The sequence below is a fragment of the Sphingomonas sp. genome, from assembly GCF_042096255.1.
GTDB lineage: Bacteria > Pseudomonadota > Alphaproteobacteria > Sphingomonadales > Sphingomonadaceae > Sphingomonas.
Window position 1 is genome coordinate 1 of record NZ_JBELLZ010000008.1, and the last position, 19,597, is coordinate 19,597.

At 66.9% G+C, this 19,597-nt stretch carries 15 protein-coding genes; 8 read left to right on the forward strand and 7 right to left on the reverse strand.

The genetic code is table 11. From position 1 onward, the window contains the following. Positions 1–711 (reverse strand): UDP-N-acetylglucosamine 1-carboxyvinyltransferase (locus ACFDTH_RS02780; protein WP_375285982.1); only part of this gene is annotated, 711 nt, incomplete at its 3' end. Positions 712–803: 92 nt separating this feature from the next. On the opposite strand from ACFDTH_RS02780, the gene ACFDTH_RS02785 reads away from it, so the two are divergent. Then, positions 804–1,178: a hypothetical protein gene (locus ACFDTH_RS02785; protein ID WP_375285983.1), complete on the forward strand. Its 375-nt coding sequence runs from the start codon at positions 804–806 to the stop codon at positions 1,176–1,178. A 32-nt stretch (positions 1,179–1,210) separates the two neighbouring features. On the opposite strand, the gene ACFDTH_RS02790 is transcribed toward ACFDTH_RS02785, so the two are convergent. Together ACFDTH_RS02790 and ACFDTH_RS02795 are read right to left on the reverse strand one after the other, a co-directional pair. Beyond that, on the reverse strand, positions 1,211–3,544 hold the full coding sequence (locus tag ACFDTH_RS02790; protein ID WP_375285984.1) for a M10 family metallopeptidase C-terminal domain-containing protein: 2,334 nt from the start codon (positions 3,542–3,544) through the stop codon (positions 1,211–1,213). Positions 3,545–3,615: 71 nt separating this feature from the next. Further along, positions 3,616–4,353, reverse strand: a complete 738-nt coding sequence (locus ACFDTH_RS02795; RefSeq protein WP_375285985.1) for a cell wall hydrolase — start codon at positions 4,351–4,353, stop codon at positions 3,616–3,618. Positions 4,354–4,474: 121 nt separating this feature from the next. Here ACFDTH_RS02795 and ACFDTH_RS02800 point away from each other — a divergent pair, with 121 nt between their 5' ends. Then, positions 4,475–5,098, forward strand: a complete 624-nt coding sequence (locus ACFDTH_RS02800; RefSeq protein ID WP_375285986.1) for a hypothetical protein — start codon at positions 4,475–4,477, stop codon at positions 5,096–5,098. A 305-nt stretch (positions 5,099–5,403) separates the two neighbouring features. On the opposite strand, the gene ACFDTH_RS02805 is transcribed toward ACFDTH_RS02800, so the two are convergent. The 3 genes from ACFDTH_RS02805 to ACFDTH_RS02815 form a co-directional block, all read right to left on the reverse strand. Further along, the gene (locus ACFDTH_RS02805; protein ID WP_375285987.1) at positions 5,404–9,006 is read right to left on the reverse strand and encodes a M10 family metallopeptidase C-terminal domain-containing protein; all 3,603 of its coding nucleotides are present in this window, start codon (positions 9,004–9,006) and stop codon (positions 5,404–5,406) included. Between the two features lie 185 nt (positions 9,007–9,191). Next, a complete protein-coding gene (locus ACFDTH_RS02810; protein ID WP_375285988.1) occupies positions 9,192–9,803 on the reverse strand; it encodes a septal ring lytic transglycosylase RlpA family protein in 612 nt (203 codons plus the stop codon). Continuing rightward, the gene (locus tag ACFDTH_RS02815; RefSeq protein ID WP_375285989.1) at positions 9,784–12,267 is read right to left on the reverse strand and encodes a M10 family metallopeptidase C-terminal domain-containing protein; all 2,484 of its coding nucleotides are present in this window, start codon (positions 12,265–12,267) and stop codon (positions 9,784–9,786) included. The genes ACFDTH_RS02810 and ACFDTH_RS02815 overlap by 20 nt, the downstream gene beginning before the upstream one ends. 153 nt (positions 12,268–12,420) lie before the next feature. Between ACFDTH_RS02815 and uvrA the strand changes: the two genes are divergently transcribed. Further along, positions 12,421–15,354, forward strand: a complete 2,934-nt coding sequence (gene uvrA, locus ACFDTH_RS02820) for an excinuclease ABC subunit UvrA (RefSeq protein WP_375285990.1) — start codon at positions 12,421–12,423, stop codon at positions 15,352–15,354. Between the two features lie 58 nt (positions 15,355–15,412). Continuing rightward, on the forward strand, positions 15,413–15,925 hold the full coding sequence (locus ACFDTH_RS02825; RefSeq protein WP_375285991.1) for a hypothetical protein: 513 nt from the start codon (positions 15,413–15,415) through the stop codon (positions 15,923–15,925). Between the two features lie 523 nt (positions 15,926–16,448). Here ACFDTH_RS02825 and ACFDTH_RS02830 read toward each other — a convergent pair. Next, positions 16,449–16,748, reverse strand: coding sequence for a BrnA antitoxin family protein (locus tag ACFDTH_RS02830; RefSeq protein WP_375285992.1), 300 nt, complete (start codon positions 16,746–16,748; stop codon positions 16,449–16,451). Positions 16,749–16,856: 108 nt separating this feature from the next. Here ACFDTH_RS02830 and ACFDTH_RS02835 point away from each other — a divergent pair, with 108 nt between their 5' ends. The 4 genes from ACFDTH_RS02835 (at position 16,857) to ACFDTH_RS02850 (ending at position 19,533) form a co-directional block, all read left to right on the forward strand. Further along, positions 16,857–17,426 (forward strand): hypothetical protein, encoded by a 570-nt coding sequence (locus tag ACFDTH_RS02835; protein WP_375285993.1) that lies wholly within the window; start codon positions 16,857–16,859, stop codon positions 17,424–17,426. Between the two features lie 4 nt (positions 17,427–17,430). Further along, positions 17,431–17,580, forward strand: coding sequence for a hypothetical protein (locus ACFDTH_RS02840; RefSeq protein ID WP_375286037.1), 150 nt, complete (start codon positions 17,431–17,433; stop codon positions 17,578–17,580). Between the two features lie 195 nt (positions 17,581–17,775). Next, entirely contained in the window at positions 17,776–18,699 is a 924-nt protein-coding gene (locus ACFDTH_RS02845) for a hypothetical protein (protein ID WP_375285994.1), read from the forward strand. 201 nt (positions 18,700–18,900) lie between these two features. After that, positions 18,901–19,533, forward strand: a complete 633-nt coding sequence (locus ACFDTH_RS02850; protein ID WP_375285995.1) for an SOS response-associated peptidase family protein — start codon at positions 18,901–18,903, stop codon at positions 19,531–19,533. The last annotated feature ends 64 nt before the right edge of the window (positions 19,534–19,597 follow it).

The following is a 19,597-nucleotide window of genomic DNA, read 5'->3' on the forward strand; positions in this document are numbered from 1 at the left end:
CACCGCATAGGTGGCGCCGTGGAGGCGATCGACGCCCTCGATCTCCAGCGTCTCGGTGCCGACGCCCTCGATCCGCGCACCCATGGCGAGGAGCAGGCGGCACAGGTCGACGATCTCGGGCTCGCGCGCGGCATTCTCCAGCCGGCTGCTGCCCCTGGCGGTCGCCGCCGCCATCAGCGCATTCTCGGTGGCGCCCACCGAGACGATCGGAAAGGCGAAGCGCCCGCCTTGCAATCGCCCGTTCGGCGCGCGCGCGGTGACATAGCCCGCGCTGGTCTCCAGCTCCGCGCCCAGCGCTTCGAGCGCCTTGAGGTGCAGGTCGATCGGCCGGTTGCCGATCGCGCAGCCGCCCGGCAGGCTGACCCGCGCCTCGCCCGCGCGCGCCAGGATCGGGCCCAGCACCAGGATCGAGGCGCGCATCTTGCGGACGATGTCATAGGGCGCTTCGGTGGAGGTGAGGCGGCCGGTGCGGATCGTCATCACCCGGCCGAACTCGTCGGGGCGGCTCCCCTCGATCCGGGTCGAGGCGCCCAGCTGGTTGAGGAGGTGGCCGAAACTGTCGACGTCGGCGAGGCGCGGCAGGTTGCGCAGGGTCACCGGCTCGTCGGTGAGCAAGGCGCAGGGCATCAGCGTGAGCGCGGCGTTCTTGGCGCCGGAGATCGGCAGGCGGCCGGACAGGCGGTGCCCGCCGCGGATGAGGATGCGGTCCATCGCGGCTATCTACTCCCGCCCGCCGGCTTCGCAACCCGCCCGCTCGGAACGCGCCTTTCGGAACGGTTGCGCCGGGCGCGGGTTGAGCGGCCATGAGCAAGAAACCCGCCCCCAAGTCGAAGAAGACCGCCGCCGCGCGCAAGCAGGATCGCCGCACCCGCCGGGTCGGCCTCGCCGCCGGGATCGCCGGGGCCGCCGCGGTGGCGGGCGCCGCGCTCTATGCGCTGTTCGGCCCGCCGTTCCGCGCGGCGGAGAATGGCGAGCATGAAGCGCCCGATCTCGCGCCGGACGCGCCCATCCCGGGTACGGACCGCGCGCCCGAGGCATTCCGCCCCGATCCGACCGCGCCGGTCCCCGCCGCCGAGCGCGAGGCGCTGCGCCCCGCCACCGGCCCCGCGCCGACCCTCGTCGAGGACCGCGGCGGCATGAACGCGCAGACCGGGCCGGCCAACGTCGCCAACACCTGATTAGGTGTCGTCCGGTGCACGGCTGGTCCGGATCAGAGGATCAGGTCTCCCGCGAACAGCATGACCTCGCCGGCCAGGCGGATGACGAAGTCCGCCTGGCCGTCGCCGTCCAGATCTCCCCGGAGTCGCGTCTCGCCGTCTTGGATCGTGCGCTGCACCTCTCCCGCGGTGCCGCTGAACGCCCGCAGGCCGATGAAGTGCAGGTCCTCGCCGAATGCGGACAGGTCGATCTTGTCCTTGTCCGCGCGGGCGAAGTCCGTGATCAGGTCGCTCCTGCGCGCGATCGCGCCGGTATCGCCGGGATCGAACACGAAGCGGTCGGCGCCGCGGCCACCGGTCAGCACGTCCGCGCCGTCTCCACCGGTGATCCGGTCATTCCCGGCAAGCCCCTTCAGGGTGTCCGCGCCCCGCGAGCCGGTGATGCGGTTGTTCGCGCCATTTCCCGTGCCCGCGCGCGCGTCGCCGGTCAGCGTCAGGTTCTCGAGTCCGACGGCGAGGACATAGTCGATCTCCGCGATCACGCTATCCATGCCGCGCTTGGATCCGACGATCACGTCCGCGGCGGCGTCGATCAGATAGGTGTTGTTGCCCTCCCCGCCGTCCATGCGGTCCGCGCCCGCGCCGCCGTCCAGCCAGTCGTTGCCACTTCCGCCCGCGAGGATGTCGTCGCCCCGCCCGCCGTGGAGGCGATCCGCGCCGGTTCCCCCGGTCAGCGCGTTGCCGAGCGCGTTCCCGATCAGCGTCGCGCCGCCCACCCCGCGGCCGATCACCGCATCCTCGACCCACCGGCCCAGCGTCAGGCTGGATCCGTCGGTCAGCACCGCGCGGTCGTGGCCGCCGTTCGCGGCTTCGATCAGGCGGTCGATTCCGTCCGTCTCATAGGTGTCGTCGCCCGCCCCGCCGCGAAGTGTGTCCGCGCCGCCATTGCCGGTCAGCACGTCATCGCCGATCCCGCCGGTGATCTCGTTCGCAACGCCGCTTCCACCCAGGCGCGCGTCGCCGTTGCCGATGAAGATCAGTACCTCGATGTCGGCCGAGGCGCTCAGCCTGTAGACCTGGCTCAGGCTTCTGACGGTGTCATGGCCTTCGCCCGCCTTCTCGATGCACTGATCCCCTGCCGTATTGACGATATAAAGGTCGTCGCCCGCACCGCCCGTCATTCTGTCGTCGTAGTCGCCGCCGTCGAGCAGGTCGTCCCCGGCGCCGCCGACGAGATAGTCGAAGCCGCCCATGCCGTAGAGCCTGTTCGCCTCGGCGCTGCCGATGATGCTGTCCGAGCCGTCACCTCCGATCGCGGTCTCGATCACGGTGTTCAGCGCAATGGCGATGTTGTTCTCGTACCCGTCGGTGCTGGAGAATGCACCGGGGTTGAGGTCGATCCGTGATCCGAATGCGCCGCTGAGGTCGAGCACGTTGCCCCGGCCCGTCGCGAACAGCGTAACGATCGGGGCGCCGTTCAGGTCGAAATCGTACAGCGCGCGCAGCGGCCCGGCGATGTTGCTGTTGTAGCCGAAGCGGACGCCGCCGCCCAGCGGCGTCGCTTCGGGCGCACCGTACAGGCGCTGGATCGCCTCGATGTCCAGCTGCATCACCGTATGCCCCACCGTGCGGTAATAACCGTCGGCACCGTAGCCCCAGTCGGTCGCAACGGGGGTCGTCGGCCTGTAACGCAGGTCGTCGAACCAGCTGAAATACGACATCGTCGTGTACATCGTGTTGTCGTAGGCGCTGCGCTGCTGCGTGGCGGGATCGGCGCTGCCGTTGTACGGTCCGGCGTGGCCCAGGCCCAGGGTGTGGCCGATCTCGTGCAGGAGTGTGGCGAACCCGTAGCCGCCGACCTTTTCCAGCGATCCGGTCAGGTCGAACCCTTCGATGCGCGGATCGATCGAGATCACCGCCTGCGCGGCATGCTGTCCCAGCGTCGTGCCGGAACCCGGATCGATCGACATCCGCGCATAGGCCGCCTCGTCGAAGCCGCGTTGCAGCAGCAGGTCGGCATCAAAGGCGTTTGTCGCGCGGACAAAGGTGATGTCGGCGACCGCGGACCACATCGCCAGCGCTCGCTCGATGGTCGCGGTCTCGACCGGGCCCCATCGGGAGACGGGGTCGATCGCCCAGCTGACCGTGGCGCCGGTTCCCGCCGTGGCAGTGCCGAACTTGAACGCGGTGGAGTCGCCAGGGCCGCTCCAATAGGACGCGTCAACCAGCCGGCCCTCGCTGTCGATCCCGGCGATATAGTCGATCTGCCTGTCCATGCTCGAGCCAGGCACCACCGCGGCGCTCACTCCCGCCTGCCGCTCCATCGCCGACAATCCGACGATCCGGTCACTTCCGTCCTCGAAAGGCGCCCGCCTGGTCCCCCGCATTTCCGCAACCCCCTGGTTTTCCGCTACTCTAGGGAAATCCCGCGCCAGCAACAGCCCGTCGTTGCAGGGCCTCACCGTTTCGGAGCCAATCCCCAGAGCGAGAAGGCCGGGGCGGGCGCTGCTGCGGGCGCGCGCGCCGGGGCTGCCGCCGCGGACACCGTGGTCGCCGCGTCCGGCAAGCGGCCCAGCACCGCCAGCGCGGCGATCGCGGGCTCGCCGCTCGCGGTAAAGGAACGCGCGGCGATCGTCCGGTCGCCCAGTCCCGGCGCGCGATAGAAGATGTGCGCGCCGATCTTGGCCACGCGCACCAGGCTGGGCGCCCAATAAGGAGAGACGTAGTCGGCGTGATACCAGGCCGCACCGGACACACGCAGCGGGTTGCGCCCGTCCAGCGCCGCTTCCGCGACGCTGCGCGCGGCCGCCATCACCCGCGCGGGCAGGCGGCGGCGCAGCGATCCGTCGCAGGTGAAGGTGAACTGGCAGCCCGTGCGCCGTTCGGACCCGGCGAACACCACGCCGCAGACGCTGCGCGGAAAGGGGCCCGATCGGGCGCGGTTAAGGATCACCTCGGCCACCGCCTCCTGTCCCGCAGTCGGCTCGAACCCCGCCTCATAGGCGATCGCCGCGGTCAGGCACTGGACCGCACGGTTGCGATCCTCGCCGCCCAGCGGGGCAGGGGGCGTCGGCGACGGCTCGGCAGGCAGCGCCACCGGGGTGTCCGGGATCGTCGGGGTCAACTGCGCCGCCGCCGCCGTGGCGAATGCCGACGCAGCCAGCCCGCCCGCACAAAGGAAGCCTTTGAGAATCACTGCCCCGTCACCCACCTGGCCGCGCGGTGGCAGCAGGCTGTTGCAGTTTGTTGACACGGGGCCCGGGCTGCGCCCGCCCGTGTCTCCGGTTCGACATATTCGCGCGCTAGGCGGCGCGATCATGCGTATCGCCCGTGCCGCCGCGCTGTTGGCGCTGTTCCCCGCCGCCTGCTCGGCGCAATCCTCACCGACATCGGCTCCCACGCCGCGGCCCGCCGCGTCTCCGGAGATGCCCGTCGCAGAACAGCCGGTGGCCGCGCCGACGGCGGCCGCCACCGCGCAGTCCGCTATGCTGCCCGATCGCACGCTCAGCTGCACGCTCGGCCGGATCACCAATCCCGATCCCAGCCGCGAGCAGACCGATGCGGAGATCGTCTATGAAGGAAAGCACGCCTTCAGCCTGCTGCTGCCGGGCGGCCCGGCGCGCACCACCCCGCCGCCCGACGCCACCGACGATCCCGATCCGGTGAACCCGCGCACCCGCATCCTGGCCGATCCGGACGGTCTGACCCGGGGCTTCCCGAACCGGTTCGACCGGGTGATCGACCTGTGGCCGCAGCGCGTGGAGATGACCACCACGATCGACCAGCCGCGAGTCAACCTGATCATCGTCAACCCGATCGACGCCGCGGCGGGCACCGCGATGCTGTTCATGACCCAGGCGACCGACGCGGCCACCTTCGACATGCAGCACCTCTACCGCGGGCCGTGCACGGTGAAGACGGCGGCGGCACCGCGGGGCTAGAGAGGTTCTCGGCCAGGCTGCATTACCTCCGTTCGCCCTGAGCGAAGTCGAAGCCCGTCCTGAGCGACTGCCTTGGCAGGCAGTCGAAGGGGGCAGGCGCAACGCTCACCAAGTGCTTCTGTTTGGCTCAGAACGAACGGGTCAGGTTGGTTGGGGGCCCGCTCGAAAGCGTCGCTCGCGACGCCTGGCGGGGCTTCTACGCGAACGGCCCGGCGGTGCGGACCGCCGGGCCGTTGCTGCATTCTTCGTTCTGGTCCCCGGCCCGCGCCGCATGAGGCGGCGGATGGGCCGGGGTGTCGTGCCGCTCAGCCGAACAGCGGCAGGGCGGAAGGGGCGGCCAGCACGAAGTCGTTCTGCTCGAACGTGATCGCGCCGGTGCACAGTATGGTCAGGTCGGCGCTGCCGTCACCGTCGGTGTCGACCTGTACGCGGGTGTCGCTGCCGACCGCGCGGTAGCGGACTTCGCCCGCGGTGTTCGAGAAGGCGCTGGTGCCGATGAAGTCCAGTCGCGCGCCCAGGTCCTCCGCCAGCGCGGACAGGTCGATCCGGTCAGACGCCGTGTCGAAGTCCGTGATCGTGTCGGTCTTGCTGCCGTTGCTGTCGCCCGCGGCGAAGATGAACCGGTCCTTGCCGCCCCCGCCGCTGAGCACGTCGGCGTCCTTGCCGCCGGTCAGCATGTCCACGCCGCCACCGCCGATCAGCCGGTCCTTGCCGTCGCCGCCGACCAGGCTGTCGTCACCGCCGCCGCCGTTCAGCGTGTTGGCGATCTTGCTGCCGGTCAGCGTGTCGTCGAAGGCGGAGCCGATGACGTTCTCGATCCGGATCAGCGTGTCGCGACCCGCCGATCCGGTGTTCTGCTCGACGTCGCGGAACAGGTTGACGGTGATCGCGCCGGTCGCCGAGGAATAGTTCGCGGTGTCGCGGCCGGCGCCGCCATCGAGCAGGTCGTTGCCCAGCCCGCCGATCAGCGAATCGTTGCCGATGCCGCCCCTGATCCGGTTCGCGCCGTTGGTGCCGGTCAGCACGTCATTGCCGTCACCCGAGATGATGTTCTCGAAGTTGATCATCAGCTCGCCGCCGAAGTTGGTCAGGCCGGTGGTCAGGTCGACCACATAGTCGCCGTCCCACAAGGTGGTGTCGAGCGTGTCGGTGCCGGCGCCGCCGTCCAGGTCGTCGGAACCGACTGCGGCAAAGATCGTGTCGTTGCCGTCGCCGCCCCGCACGAACCCGCCGGAGGTGCCGGTTCCGGTCAGCACGTCGGCGAACGCCGATCCCCACAGCGCCTCGATCCCGATCAGCGTGTCGGTGCCGCTGCCGCCGGTCGCCTGCGCGGCCGCGATCTGCGCGTTGACCGTGACTCCGGCGGTGGCGGTGCGATAGTCGGCCGCGTCGATGCCGGTGCCGCCGTCCATCGTGTCGTCGCCCGCGCCACCGTCGAGCGTGTCGTTGCCGCCGCCTCCGCTCAGCGCGTTGCTGCCCGAACCGGTGGTGATCACGTTGGCGCCGGTGGTGCCGATCACCGCCTCCACGCCGGTGCCGTTGTTGAAGTAGTTCTCGAAGTTCGTCCAGCTCTCGGTGAAGCCGCCGTTGGCATAGGTGTAGGTGCCGGCGCCCAGGTTGAAGGTGACCGAGTTGACGAAGCTGGCGCCGCCCCCGTCGATCGTGTCGTTGTCCGCACCGCCGTCCACGGTCCGCGCGGAACCGGGCGAAGGCGCCCAGTAGATCCGGTCGTTGCCGCCGTCGCCGTACATCTGGTCGGCCGCGCCGCCGCCGCCGTTGATCGTGTCGTTGCCGCCGTTGCCGCGCAGGATGTTGGTGGCGCTGCTGCCGGTGATCACGTCGGCCAGTTGCGTGCCGTTGACGTTCTCGACGTTGGCGATCGTCCACACCGGGCCATAGGCCGGGTTGTACTGCCAGGTGCCCGCGGTCAGGTTCAGGATCACGCCATATTGGACCACCTGCGCCAGATCGAGCGTGTCCACGTCGGCGCCGCCGTCGGTGTTGTCGCCGTATTCGGTGGATGTGGCGGTGCCGCGGATCACGAACAGGTCGTTGCCCGCCTCGCCATAAACCGTATCGGTGGAGAAGCCGCCATAGATGGTGTCGTTGCCCGCACCGCCCAGCAGCACGTCCTCGCCTTCTCCCCCGTCCAGCACATTGCTGCCCGAGCCGGTCTGGAGCCGGTTGTTGCCGCTCGACCCGATCACGATCTCGTTGCCGACCCCGTAATTGTAGTAATTCTCGAAGCCGACCCAGGTTTCGGCAAAGCCGCCGCCGTTGTCGTAGGTGCCGGCACCCAGGTTGAACGTCACCGTGCCGAAGCTGGTGCCGCCGCCGGCGATGGTGTCGATGCCCGCGCCGCCGCTCATGTAGCGCGCGGAGGAGGGGCTGGGCGGTCCCCAGTAGATCGTGTCGTTGCCGTTCTCGCCATAGGCTCGGTCGCCGTTGCCGCCGCCGCCGTTGAGCGAATCGTTGCCCTCGCCGCCATAGAGCGTGTCGGTGCCGGCGCCGCCGTTCATCACGTCGTTGCCGCCATTGCCGCGCAGCGTGTTGTCCGCCTGGTTGCCGGTGATCGTGTCGTTGCCGGACCCGCCGTTGGCATTCTCGATCAGCGAGGCGGTGTTGCCCCCGAAGAGCAATGCATTGAAGACGTTGCCGCGCGCGTAGCCGCTGTTCGGCCCGCCGCCCAGATAGGCGCTCTGCCCCGAGTTGAAATCGCAATAGCTACCCGGCGTCAGGTCGATCTCGCAATTGGAAGTGTAGTTCGACAGATCATAGGTATCGATGCCGCCGCCGTCCCACACGGTCATGAAGATGCGGTTGCCGCCCGGATCGATCGCCAGCGAACCGTTGACATAGGTTTCGCCGCCGGTCTGGCTCCAGCTGTAGGTGGTGTTGCCGGAGTTCACCGAATAATCGGCGCCGTACATCGCCTGGAGAGCGGCGATGTCGAGCATCATGAAGGTCTGCGGCGCGCCCCAGGTCTCGTAATCGACGCCGCCCTGCGTGTCGCCGATGAAGGTGGCGTAGGTCATGATCGAATATTCGTTGGAATTATACGCCGCGGGGAGCGCGCCATAGACGCTGGTCTCATGGCCGTGCTTGAGGCCGAGCGAGTGGCCGAGCTCGTGCCACATCGTGTGCCAGGAATAATTGCCCGCGGTCGGCGTGCGCGCCGACGGGCCGATGAAGGTGTCGCCACCGGTGAACCCTGAGTTGGGGTAGAAGGCATAGGACGTTCCCGGATCGCTCGAGTTGGCGGCGCGGATCGTGCCGTTGCCGGTACCCGAAGTGCCGAAGTCGATGCCGAGATTGGTGAAGCCCTCCACCGAGAATCCGACCGAGCCGGCGAGCTGCGTGTACACGGCGGAGTTCAGCGCCGCGTGCATCGAGACCATCTGCTGCGCACTGAACGCGGAGAAGCCCTCGTTCTGCGCGCTGATCCCGTCGCCGTCCTGGTCGGAACTGTAGCCCGCCTGATAGTCGGCCGCCGAATCCGGGTTGGAATAGGTGATGAAGCCGTCCGACCAGCGGGTGCCGATCAGCAGCGCGTCGATCCTTTGGTCGCCGGTGCGCGCCACGCTGGTCACCGCATCGCCGGTGCCGTTGAAGAGCGGGTCGTAGGGCGTGCTCACCCCGCCCATCGCGGCGACACCGTCCGAGCCGGTCCAGCCGCAGCAGGGGCAGCCGCACGCCGCGACGGTGCTGGTCGCCGCCGCATTCCGGGAAGGTGCGGCAAGATCGGGCGTGGTGCCGGCCAGGCCGGTATCACGCGATAGACTATCCGGCGCGGGTGCCGGTGCGGCATGGTTCCAGCGCGTGCTTGCGAGCACGCTGGCCAGTTCGAAGTCGACGATGATTTCCGCGCGCGCGACAGGACGCGCGCTCAGGCGAGCAGCGGATGCCATGATGAACCCCCTGTTTCAATCGACTCGTGATCGAGACGTTGCGGGGGAATGAACCCGCTTTGGTGCGAGCGATTGTACGAATTCGACAAGAAGGCGAATTTTTGGAGGTGACGGCTTATCTCGTTACTACAGATACTTTGGCCCCAAATGCCGAAAAGGGCATCTGTTCTGTCGCTTCTGCCCGATCACCGCGTCGATAGCTGTCCGGCAGCGACGGCCGCATCGAATTGCGCGCGCAAGCGGGCGAGCGCCGCGGCGCCGAGCCGCGGCCGCTCGGGCGCGCGCTTTCCCTTGCGCAGGCGCTTGCGGTCCTTCTCCGGCGGCTGGACGACACGCACCCGCACCGCTGCATGGCCCTGCGTGCGGACGCCCAGTTGCTCCGCCGCGCCGCGCGACAGATCGATGATCCGCCCGCGCGCGAATGGCCCGCGATCGTTGATCCGCACCAGGATCGTGCGCCCGGTATCGAGCGCCGTCACTTCGGCATAGGTCGGCAGCGGCAGCGTCGGGTGGGCGGCGGTCACCGCCTTGGGCCGGAACTTCTCGCCATTGGCGACGCGGTTGCCGGACTCGCTGCCATGCCAGCTCGCGCGCCCCAGCATGTCATAGGCCGGGTCCGCCGCGGGCATATAGGTGGTGCCGCGCACAACATACGGGCGGCCGATCTTCACCGGCGTGTCGCTGACCGGCTTGTACGAGGCGCAGGCGGAGAGGAGGGCGAGGGCGGTCAGTCCTGATCCCGCACGTTTCGCGCCGACGCGGTCGCCGCGCCGGCGCTCACAATGCTCCAGGCGCATCGGCGATGTGCGGGAGCGGGTTGCTCAAAACGTCATATGGCACCCCGGAGAACCGGGTAGCTTCGGCCGGAGCGAGCACGAAATCGTTCGCGCGCAAAGCGAAGACACCATCCAGGCGAATGAACGCGTCCGCGACCTTGTCTCCGTCCATATCGATCGAGATCACCGTCTGACCTGCGTTGCGAGTGAAACGCACTTCGCCGGCGGTGCCGGAAAAGCGCGCAGCGCCCACGAAGGAAAGGTCGCCGCCATTGGCGACGACATTCGTGAGATCGATACGATCGCTATCTCGCTGGCTAAAATCGGCAACACGGTCGGCTGCGGATTGGGCAACCCCGATGAGAGATGTGCCGAACTGGAAAACGTCAGCGCCACGGCCGCCGGTGAGAATATCCAGTCCGGCATTGCCCGACATGATATCGGCGCCATCACCGCCGAACAGCTGATCATCTCCGTCCTGCCCGACCAGGAGATCGTCGCCGCCTAGTCCCTCGAGCACATTGTTTCCAGCATTGCCTGCAATGCCGTTCGCACCACGATTGCCAGAACCGTTGATTGAGGCTGTACCCCGCAGATAGAGTTCTTCTACGTTACTCGCCAAAACCATGCTTACGGTGGCATAGACGTAGTCAATACCTTCTCCCGCATGCTCGATCACGCGATCGTGCGCGGAATCCACAACATATCCATCATCGTCGACGCCGCCCAGCAGCGTGTCGGCGCCAGTTCCGCCGTCCAGCCAATCGTATCCGTCGTAGCCGATCAATCGATCGGCTCCGGCAAGTCCGTTCAGCGTGTCCCAACCGGCAGTACCTTGCAGCAAATTGTTGGCCGCATTGCCGGTGCCGATCCCGCCAGTGCCGGTTAGTTCCAGGTTCTCGACATTTTCGGCAAGCGAGTGGCTGCCCTGCGCGACCACGGTGTCAACTCCGCCGCCGCGAGCCTCCACCACGGTATCACCCTGATCCACCAGGTAGCGATCGCGCCCATCACCGCCGATCAGTACGTCTGCACCCGCGCCACCTTCAAGCAGATCATTCCCGCCTCGGCCAATGATGCGATCGTCACCGTCGCCACCATACAACTGGTCGTTCTTGAGCCCGCCCTGCAGTTCGTCGTTGCCGCCGAAGCCGTACAAGCGCGCTGCCGCGGCACCTGCGACGATCACATTGTCGCCATCGCTGCCTTGAGCAAGGTTGGCTTTGTTGCCGACCAGGAAGATGCGCTCGATGTGCGCATGGCCAAAGAAGTTGAACTGGGCATGGACTGTATCATAGCCTTGGCCGTCCCATTCCACAGCGACCTGGCTCGCACGGGTGAGATGATAGGTGTCGTCGCCTAGGCCGCCATACAAGGTCGCTGCGCGGGGCCCGGTGGCCGTGAGGACGTCGTTCCCCTCGTAGCCGTAGAGATTGCCGTCGCCACTGATCCGATCGTCGCCGATGGTCCAATCGACGGCAGGCAGCGATGCGACCTCGACCAGCACAATCTGCTCGGCGCCATAGATCTTCAATGTTTTGCCATCGGGACTGAGTTGCAGCGTGTTTCCCCAGTCATTGCGCTGAACGCCGTCGTTCCAGCCCTGCTGCGGATAGACCACCTTTTCATCCAGTTGGTACCCGGAGATCACCGTCCACGTCCGGGTGTCGAAGGTGACAAGGGTCTGCTGATGAAGCACGAACAGGCGATCGCCCGATGCATCGAAAACGAGCCCGCTCGGGCCGTTGCGTTGGAAGACCGGATCGCCGCTTGCCAGCCAGGGGTAGCGATCCGAAAGCGACACGAGGCTGTTCAACTTGCCGTCGAATATCTCCAATCCGTAGCCCTGCACGATCAGGCGTCCATCCTGCGAGATCGCGCTCACGGTGCGCTCCGGAAACCGGAGGCTCGCGCCGGCATAGGGATCGTAATATTCGTGGTGCGTCGCGGTGATGCCCCGCCCGGCTGTGTAAACAAACAGCGGAAGATCGTTGCTGGTGTAGGCATCCACCAGGATATTCCGATGGTCTGCACTTGCAGACAAGATGATGTCTGCGGTCTGTCCCAGGTCAAGGATCCGCTCGTGCGACATATCGGATGGATCGAAACGAAACAGTTTTCCATTGCTGCTTGCCAGCATCGAACCGTCGCTAGAAAATGCAACATCCGAACACCGCGCGATACCCGGAATGCTGATATCCAACACATCGCCCGTGCGCAGATCTAGGCGGTAAAATGAAGCCGTCCCGTTCGTCAGCTGTTCTTCCGCGACAACCACGAACCGGCCGTTCGCTGACACGTCCATCGCACCAAGCTGCGCCCCGACCGCATAGGTCCGCACACGGGTGCCGGTCTCGCTATCGTAGGCGACCACCGATCCAGCCTCGGCAATGAAAACCATTGTGCCCTTTGCGGAGAAAAGCGCATCGCCAATCGTGTCCCCCACGTCCGTCAGAACCGAACCGCTCTGCCGCTTCCTTGCCATCGTCCGTCCCCCGAAACTCGCGTCGCGACTATCACCGTCGCAGTTCGCGGCGCAACCGGTGACGGCCGGCAGGTACCGGCATATGGCAGGGCAAGGCAGGGCTGCCTATCTGTCGGGCTGTACGGTTTACGAGAACGGACGTAGAACGCCCCCATGCCCCTTACCACCATTTCCGTGCGCGGCGCGCGCGAGCACAACCTGAAGGGCGTGGACGTGGATATCCCGCGCGACACGCTCACCGTGATCACCGGCCTGTCCGGCTCGGGCAAGTCCAGCCTCGCATTCGACACCATCTATGCCGAGGGGCAGCGGCGCTATGTCGAGTCGCTCTCGGCCTATGCGCGCCAGTTCCTGGAGCTGATGCAGAAGCCCGACGTCGACCATATCGAGGGCCTCAGCCCGGCGATCTCGATCGAGCAGAAGACGACTTCGCGCAACCCGCGCTCGACCGTCGCCACCGTCACCGAGATCTACGATTACATGCGCCTGCTCTGGGCGCGGGTCGGCGTCCCCTATTCGCCGGTCACCGGCCTGCCGATCAGCGCGCAAACGGTCAGCCAGATGGTCGATCGGGTGCTGGCGCTGCCCGAAGGCGCCCGGCTGTACCTGCTCGCCCCCGTGGTGCGCGGGCGCAAGGGCGAGTATCGCAAGGAGCTGGCCGAATGGCAGAAGGCTGGCTTCACCCGCGTCCGCATCGACGGCGAGGTCTACGAGATCGACGAGGCCCCCGCGCTCGACAAGAAGTACAAGCACGACATCGAGGTGGTGGTCGACCGCCTCGTCGTGCGCCCAAAAAACTCAGAAGACTCCATCGCCACGCGGCTGGCGGAGAGCTTCGAGGCGGCGCTGAAGCTCGCCGAGGGGCTCGCCTATGTCGATCTGGTTGACGCGGTGGTGCCCGGGCGCGAGGACGACGCAGCCTCCGGCGGCGCGATGAAGAACGCCGGCGTCCCCGCCAACCGCATCGTCTTCTCCGAAAAGTTCGCCTGCCCGGTCAGCGGCTTCACCATCGCCGAGATCGAGCCGCGCCTCTTCTCCTTCAACGCCCCCCAGGGCGCCTGCCCGGCGTGCGACGGGCTCGGCGAGAAACTGATCTTCGACGAGGACCTCGTCGTCCCCAATCACGACCTCAGCCTCAAGAAGGGCGCAATCGTCCCCTGGGCGAAGAGCAACCCGCCCTCGCCTTACTACATGCAGGTGCTCGGCAGCCTGTCGCGCGAGTTCGGGTTCAGCATCGACACGCCCTGGAAGGACCTGCCCGGCGAGGTCCGCCTGATCATCCTCCACGGCACCGGCGGCAAGCCCGTCACGCTCACCTTCGTCGACGGCAAGAAGAGCTACGACGTCAAGAAGCCGTTCGAGGGGGTGATCGGCAACCTCACCCGCCGCATGCTCCAGACCGAGAGCGCCTGGATGCGCGAGGAGCTGGCCAAGTACCAGTCGCCCCAGCCGTGCGAGACCTGCCACGGCGCGCGCCTCAAGCCCGAGGCGCTGGCGGTCAAGGTGGCGATGCAGGACATCAGCCACGCCACCCGCCTCTCCGTGGTGGACGCGCTCGCCTTCTTCACCGACCTGCCCGGGCATCTCACGCCGCAGCAGACCGAAATCGCCCGCGCGATCCTCAAGGAGATCGTCGAGCGGCTGGGCTTCCTCAACAACGTCGGGCTCGATTACCTCAACCTCGACCGCACCTCCGGCACGCTGTCGGGCGGCGAGAGCCAGCGCATCCGCCTCGCCAGCCAGATCGGATCAGGCCTCAGCGGCGTCCTCTACGTCCTCGACGAGCCCTCGATCGGCCTCCACCAGCGCGACAACGACATGCTGCTCGCCACGCTGCGCCGCCTGCGCGACCTCGGCAACACCGTGCTGGTGGTGGAGCATGACGAGGACGCGATCCGCACCGCCGATTACGTCATCGACATGGGCCCGGGCGCGGGCGTCCACGGCGGCCGCATCGTCGCGCAGGGCACCGTGCCCGAACTGCTCGCCTCCACCGAAAGCGTCACCGCCGACTACCTCAACGGCACCCGCATGGTCCCGCTCCCGGCCAAGCGCCGCAAGGGCACCGGCAAGAAGCTCACGGTCCACAACGCCACCGCGAACAACCTGAAGGGCGTCACCGCATCCATCCCGCTCGGCACCTTCACCTGCATCACCGGCGTGTCCGGCTCGGGCAAGTCTAGCTTCACCCTCGACACGCTCTACGCCGCCGCCGCGCGCGAGCTCAACGGCGCGCGCCTGCTCGCGGGCAAGCACGACAAGGTCGTCGGCCTCCAGCACCTCGACAAGGTGATCGACATCGACCAGTCGCCGATCGGCCGCACCCCGCGCTCGAACCCGGCCACATATACGGGCGCCTTCACCTGCATCCGCGACTGGTTCGCCGGCCTGCCCGAGGCGCAGGCGCGCGGCTACAAGCCCGGCCGGTTCAGTTTCAACGTCAAGGGCGGCCGCTGCGAGGCATGCCAGGGCGACGGCGTGCTCAAGATCGAGATGCACTTCCTGCCCGACGTCTACGTCACCTGCGACGTCTGCCACGGCGCGCGCTACAATCGCGAAACGCTGGAGGTGAAGCACAAGGGCCTGTCGATCGCCGAGGTGCTGGACATGACGGTGGAGGACGCCGCCAGCTTCTTCGCCAACGTGCCGCCGATCCGCGACAAGATGGCGATGCTGGTCGAGGTGGGGCTGGGCTACGTCAAGGTCGGCCAGCAGGCGACCACCCTGTCGGGCGGCGAGGCGCAGCGCGTGAAGCTCGCCAAGGAACTCTCGCGCCGCGCCACCGGCAACACGCTCTACATCCTCGACGAGCCCACCACCGGCCTCCACTTCGAGGACGTGCGCAAGCTGCTGGAAGTGCTCCACGCTTTGGTGGAGCAGGGCAACACCGTGGTGGTGATCGAACACAACCTTGATGTCATCAAGACCGCCGACTGGGTGATCGACCTCGGCCCCGAGGGCGGCGTGAAGGGCGGCGAGATCGTCGCGGTCGGCACCCCGGAAGCGGTGGCGGCGGAACCGCGGAGCTTCACCGGGCGGTATCTGGCGCCGTTGCTGGGGAAGGTGCGGGCGGAGGCGGCGGAGTGAACTTGCGGCGCAGAACTTAGTATTATACTTTGTTCGAAGATCACGGGGAGAGGTCGGCTTGTTTAGCGAGGATAACTCAGCTGTGGTCGGCGGTGTGGGGTTGATACTCACAATTATGGGCCTAGTTATCTCGGCATTAGGCTTTTGGTTTACTATCTATCAGGTCAAGAAAACCAGAGATGCTGCTGAGGCTGCGAAGGCAAAGGCGGATGAGTTGAAAAACCAGGCCGGGGTATTTGATGTTTCTGTTGAAGTGTCACGCGCAACAAATTCACTGAGGCAAGTTCTTGCCTTTATAAGATCAAAAAACATTCAGCTTACCCTTTCTCCTCTTGAGGATGCTCAGGGGTATCTGAATAGAATATCAAGATTATTGGTCGATGATGCTGAAGTATCTCTACAGGCCAGAGAAGATGCGGAGTTCTTGCTCCATCAGATTCAGCAGATTGACGATAGTATCGACAAAGAAATAAGTTTTGACGCTGTTGATCTTGTGGCTAGAGCGCGGCGAATTATAAATATGCTGGACTCTAAGCTTATTGACTTCCAGAAAGGTATCTATGATGCTTGATAATAAGACGCTTCAGGCACGCATAGTGGATAATGTTTACTCTCTCTCGTCTAATCATCGTCTTATTTGGAGGGAGCACGCCAAAGACTCGTTTAGAACAAAGGCTGGTAAACTTCAGGTGGACGTTGATAAAAGCGCTGCTGGTGAGCAGGTGGTGTACGTTTTGTGGGTTTGGGATGAAGGCGGAAATTTAGCCGGCCGCATTGACGGAAGAGACATCGTAGCCCCGTCAGGGAGCAACTTTAAGAATTATCAAGAGATAATTCGACATACCTTTGACTTGGCTAAAATAAATGTAAGAAACTCCGCGCTGCAGAGAGTTGCTGACGCGTTGGACTCTCTGCGAGAGAGTAACTTGTCGGAGAATCGAGAAGACGAAGCGGCTTCGGAGATTTAGGTGAATCGTTGAATAGGGTTCGCTGCCGAAGTCAACGTCAAATCGGAGATGGTGGCGGTGCCCAGCTTTTTGTCGATCTGACATGCAGGTTTATAGAATTCGACGTTCCGGGGACATCAAACCCACCTACAACCCCACCGCCTTCCGCAGCGCCTCGTTCATCCGCCCCTGCCACCCCGGCCCGCCCTCGCGAAACCGCTCGATCACGTCGGGGTCGATCCGCAGCGTCACCTGCTGCTTGCTGCGCTCGCGCGAGGGCGGGCGGCCGCGGATGACGCCGTTGGGGCCGAGATAGCCGGTCGCCGGCCGGATCACCTTGCCGCCGATCGAGAACTCGGCGATGTCGAGCATCTCGTCGGTCAGTTCCGGTGCATCGTCCGCCGGGTCAAGCCAGGCGGCCTCGGTATTTGGCTTGCTCTCGCTCATTGGCCTTCCTCATCGAGATTACCCGGCGGCCACTGTCCGCCTTCGAGCGTCATTACCTCGCGGACGCGAACCTTGTCTCCGGCCATCGAAGCGTCAACAAGCATCGGCATGGCCGACGGCACCTCTCCCTGGCGCGCCGAACTCGTCGCTGGCCTCCGCTTGCTCGCGCGGGTCAGCGAGGCCATGCATCGCCGTGGACTGCCTCGTCCGATTCTCGTGGGTGGTGCCGCCGTCGAATATTACACGGCAAGCGCGCTGATGACCGGGGATATCGATCTTGCCTCTCCGGTTCAGCCGGAGCTCGAAGAGGAATTGCGCGCCCACGGCTTCGTCCGGCCGGGCGGACCCGGGCATACGCCGTTCGGCTGGATCCATCCCGACCTCCAGCTCGGCGTCGAGATCGTCGCCAGCGCCCCGCTTGGTGGCAGCGTCGACCAGACCCGCCTCCGCCTCGTTCGGCCGGAAGGCGAAGCGGCGCCGTTTCGGATCTTGCCCGTGGAAGACATGATCGCCGATCGCATGGGTCAGCTGGCGAGCGGCGCCGCGCCGGAGATGGGCGAGCAGGCGGCCGTTCTCTTCGCCCTTCATCCTGACCTCGATCGCGTCTATCTGGATCGTCGCATCCGCGACGAGAGTTGTGGCGACTATGGCATCGAAGACATCCCCGCCGTCCGATGAACCCGTGATCGACATGGCCGCCTTCGGTCGCGATCTCGCCCGCCGCAGCGCCGAACTCGGCAACCCCGAGGCCCCGCGCAACTCGGGCCTGCGCCGCACCGCCTCCAAGAAGGCGCTGCTCAAGGCGATCGAGGACGCCGGCGGCAAATGGTGAGCGGGCCCGCTCGCTAGGGCGGCGCCGCGGCGAAGCCGCGTCGGACGGCGCTTCGGGCGCCGCCGGCCGAGCCCGCCGGCGCTCGGCGCCGGGCTCGCAATCAGCTCCGCTGATTTCTCGCGCGGCGGGCTTTCCTACAGCCCCCGTTCCGACATATCTGATGCTCCCTCTACGTTCCACACTGGAGGGCCAGCCATGATCAATTCACCCGCCGGCGAAGCGCTCGATCAGGTCCGCAGCCTGCTCGATGCCGCCGAGGCGAAGAGCGCCGCCGGGCGCAGCCTGCCGCCGCGCAGCTGGACGCCCGAGAACCAGCGCCGCTTCCTCGAGCAGATCGCCGATGGCGACACGGTGGAGGATGCCACCTTCGCGGTCGGCCTGTCGCCCCAGTCCGCCTACGCCTTCCGCCGCACCGCGCGCGGGCGGGCGTTCGCGCTCGGCTGGCGCGCCGCGGCACTGATCGCGCGCGACACGCTGGCCGACAAATTGCTCGAACGCGCGATGCAGGGCCAGAACGAGACGGTCACCCGCGACGACGGCAGCGAGGTCACCCGCTTCCGCTACGACAATCGCCTCGCCACCACCCTGCTGCGGCGGCTCGATCGCCAGGTGGAGGAGGCGTCCGACGCGGACACCGCCGCCGCGCGCATGGTCGCGGGCGAGTTCGACGCCTTCCTCGACATCGTCGAGAAGGACGGCGGCCCCGCGCGCGCCGGCCTGTTCCTCGCCCGCCGCGGCGAAGGGGTGGAGGAAGGGCGGGATCTCCAGCCGATCCTCGCGCTCGCCGCCGCCGATCGCTTCCTGCGCACCGGCGCCGCCACCGGGGCGGAGGTCGATGCGGCCGATCTCGATCCCGCCCGCCGCGACGGCTGGACCGCGGACCAGTGGCGCCGCGCCGAGGCGATCGGCCTCGTCGGGCTCGCGCCCGACCCGGTGGAGGAGGCGGAGACGGACCTCGCTGCGGAGCAGGCGCCGCCCGAAACCGCGCACGGCCCTCAACCGTCTCAATTCGTCGGGGCGGAGGACGGGTTCGGCGATCCCGACCGGGTGTGGCAGGATCCCGACAAGGGCTGGCTCACCGATTATCCGCCGCCCGCCGACTATGACGGCCTCGAATAAGGCAGCTATGGCGAGGACGACTACCACCGCACGCTCACCGCGGAAGAGGAGGAGGTCTGGGAGGCGCCCCTGCTCGCCGAAGTCGCGGTGCTGCGCGAGCGCGAGCGCACCGAGTTCGCCGCCCTCCTCGCCGTGCGCGCGCTTCCGCCGGAGGAGCAGGTCGGCTTGCCGTGCGCGCCCGCTCCCGCCTAGCATCCGTGCATGTGCAACGAGGCCGCCCGCCGCATCGCTTTGGGCCAGATCCGCGAGGATTTCGCCCAGCTCCGCATCCCGCTCCGCTTCCCGGAGGGGCTGCCCAATCTCGCACCGCTCGAATCGGTGCGGATCACCGACGGTACGCTGATCCTGCGCGGCGCCGCCGATGGCGCGGTGGAGGGGAGCATGCGGCGGTGGAGCTGGCCGGGGCAGGGCGGTCGTCCGGTGTATAACTTCCGCTCGGAGGGGCGTTCGCTCCCGCAGGAAGGCCGCTGCCTGATCCCGGTCGACGCCTTCTTCGAGTTCACCGATCCCCCGCCCGATGCGCCCAAGCGCGCGCGCAAGACCAAATGGCGCTTCACCCTTGCGCCCGATGCGTTCGGCGTGCCCGCGTTCGATCCGCCCTGGTTCTGCATCGCCGGGGTGTGGCGCCGCGAGCCGAAGCTGGGCGAGGGCGCCGCCGGCGAGGCGTTCGCGATGCTCACCTGCGATCCCGGCCCCGATGTCGCGCCCTATCACCGCCGCCAGGTCGTGCTGCCCCAGCGCGACCAATGGGCGGGCTGGCTGGACGGCTCGCTCTCCGCCGCCGAGGTCTGCCGGCCGGCGCCCGCGGGGATGCTGCGGGTCGAGCGGGCGTGACTTCCGGCGCCAGCGGGCTAGGCTCGGGCGGGCGCGGCGCGGGGGCTGCCGCGCGGATCAGGGG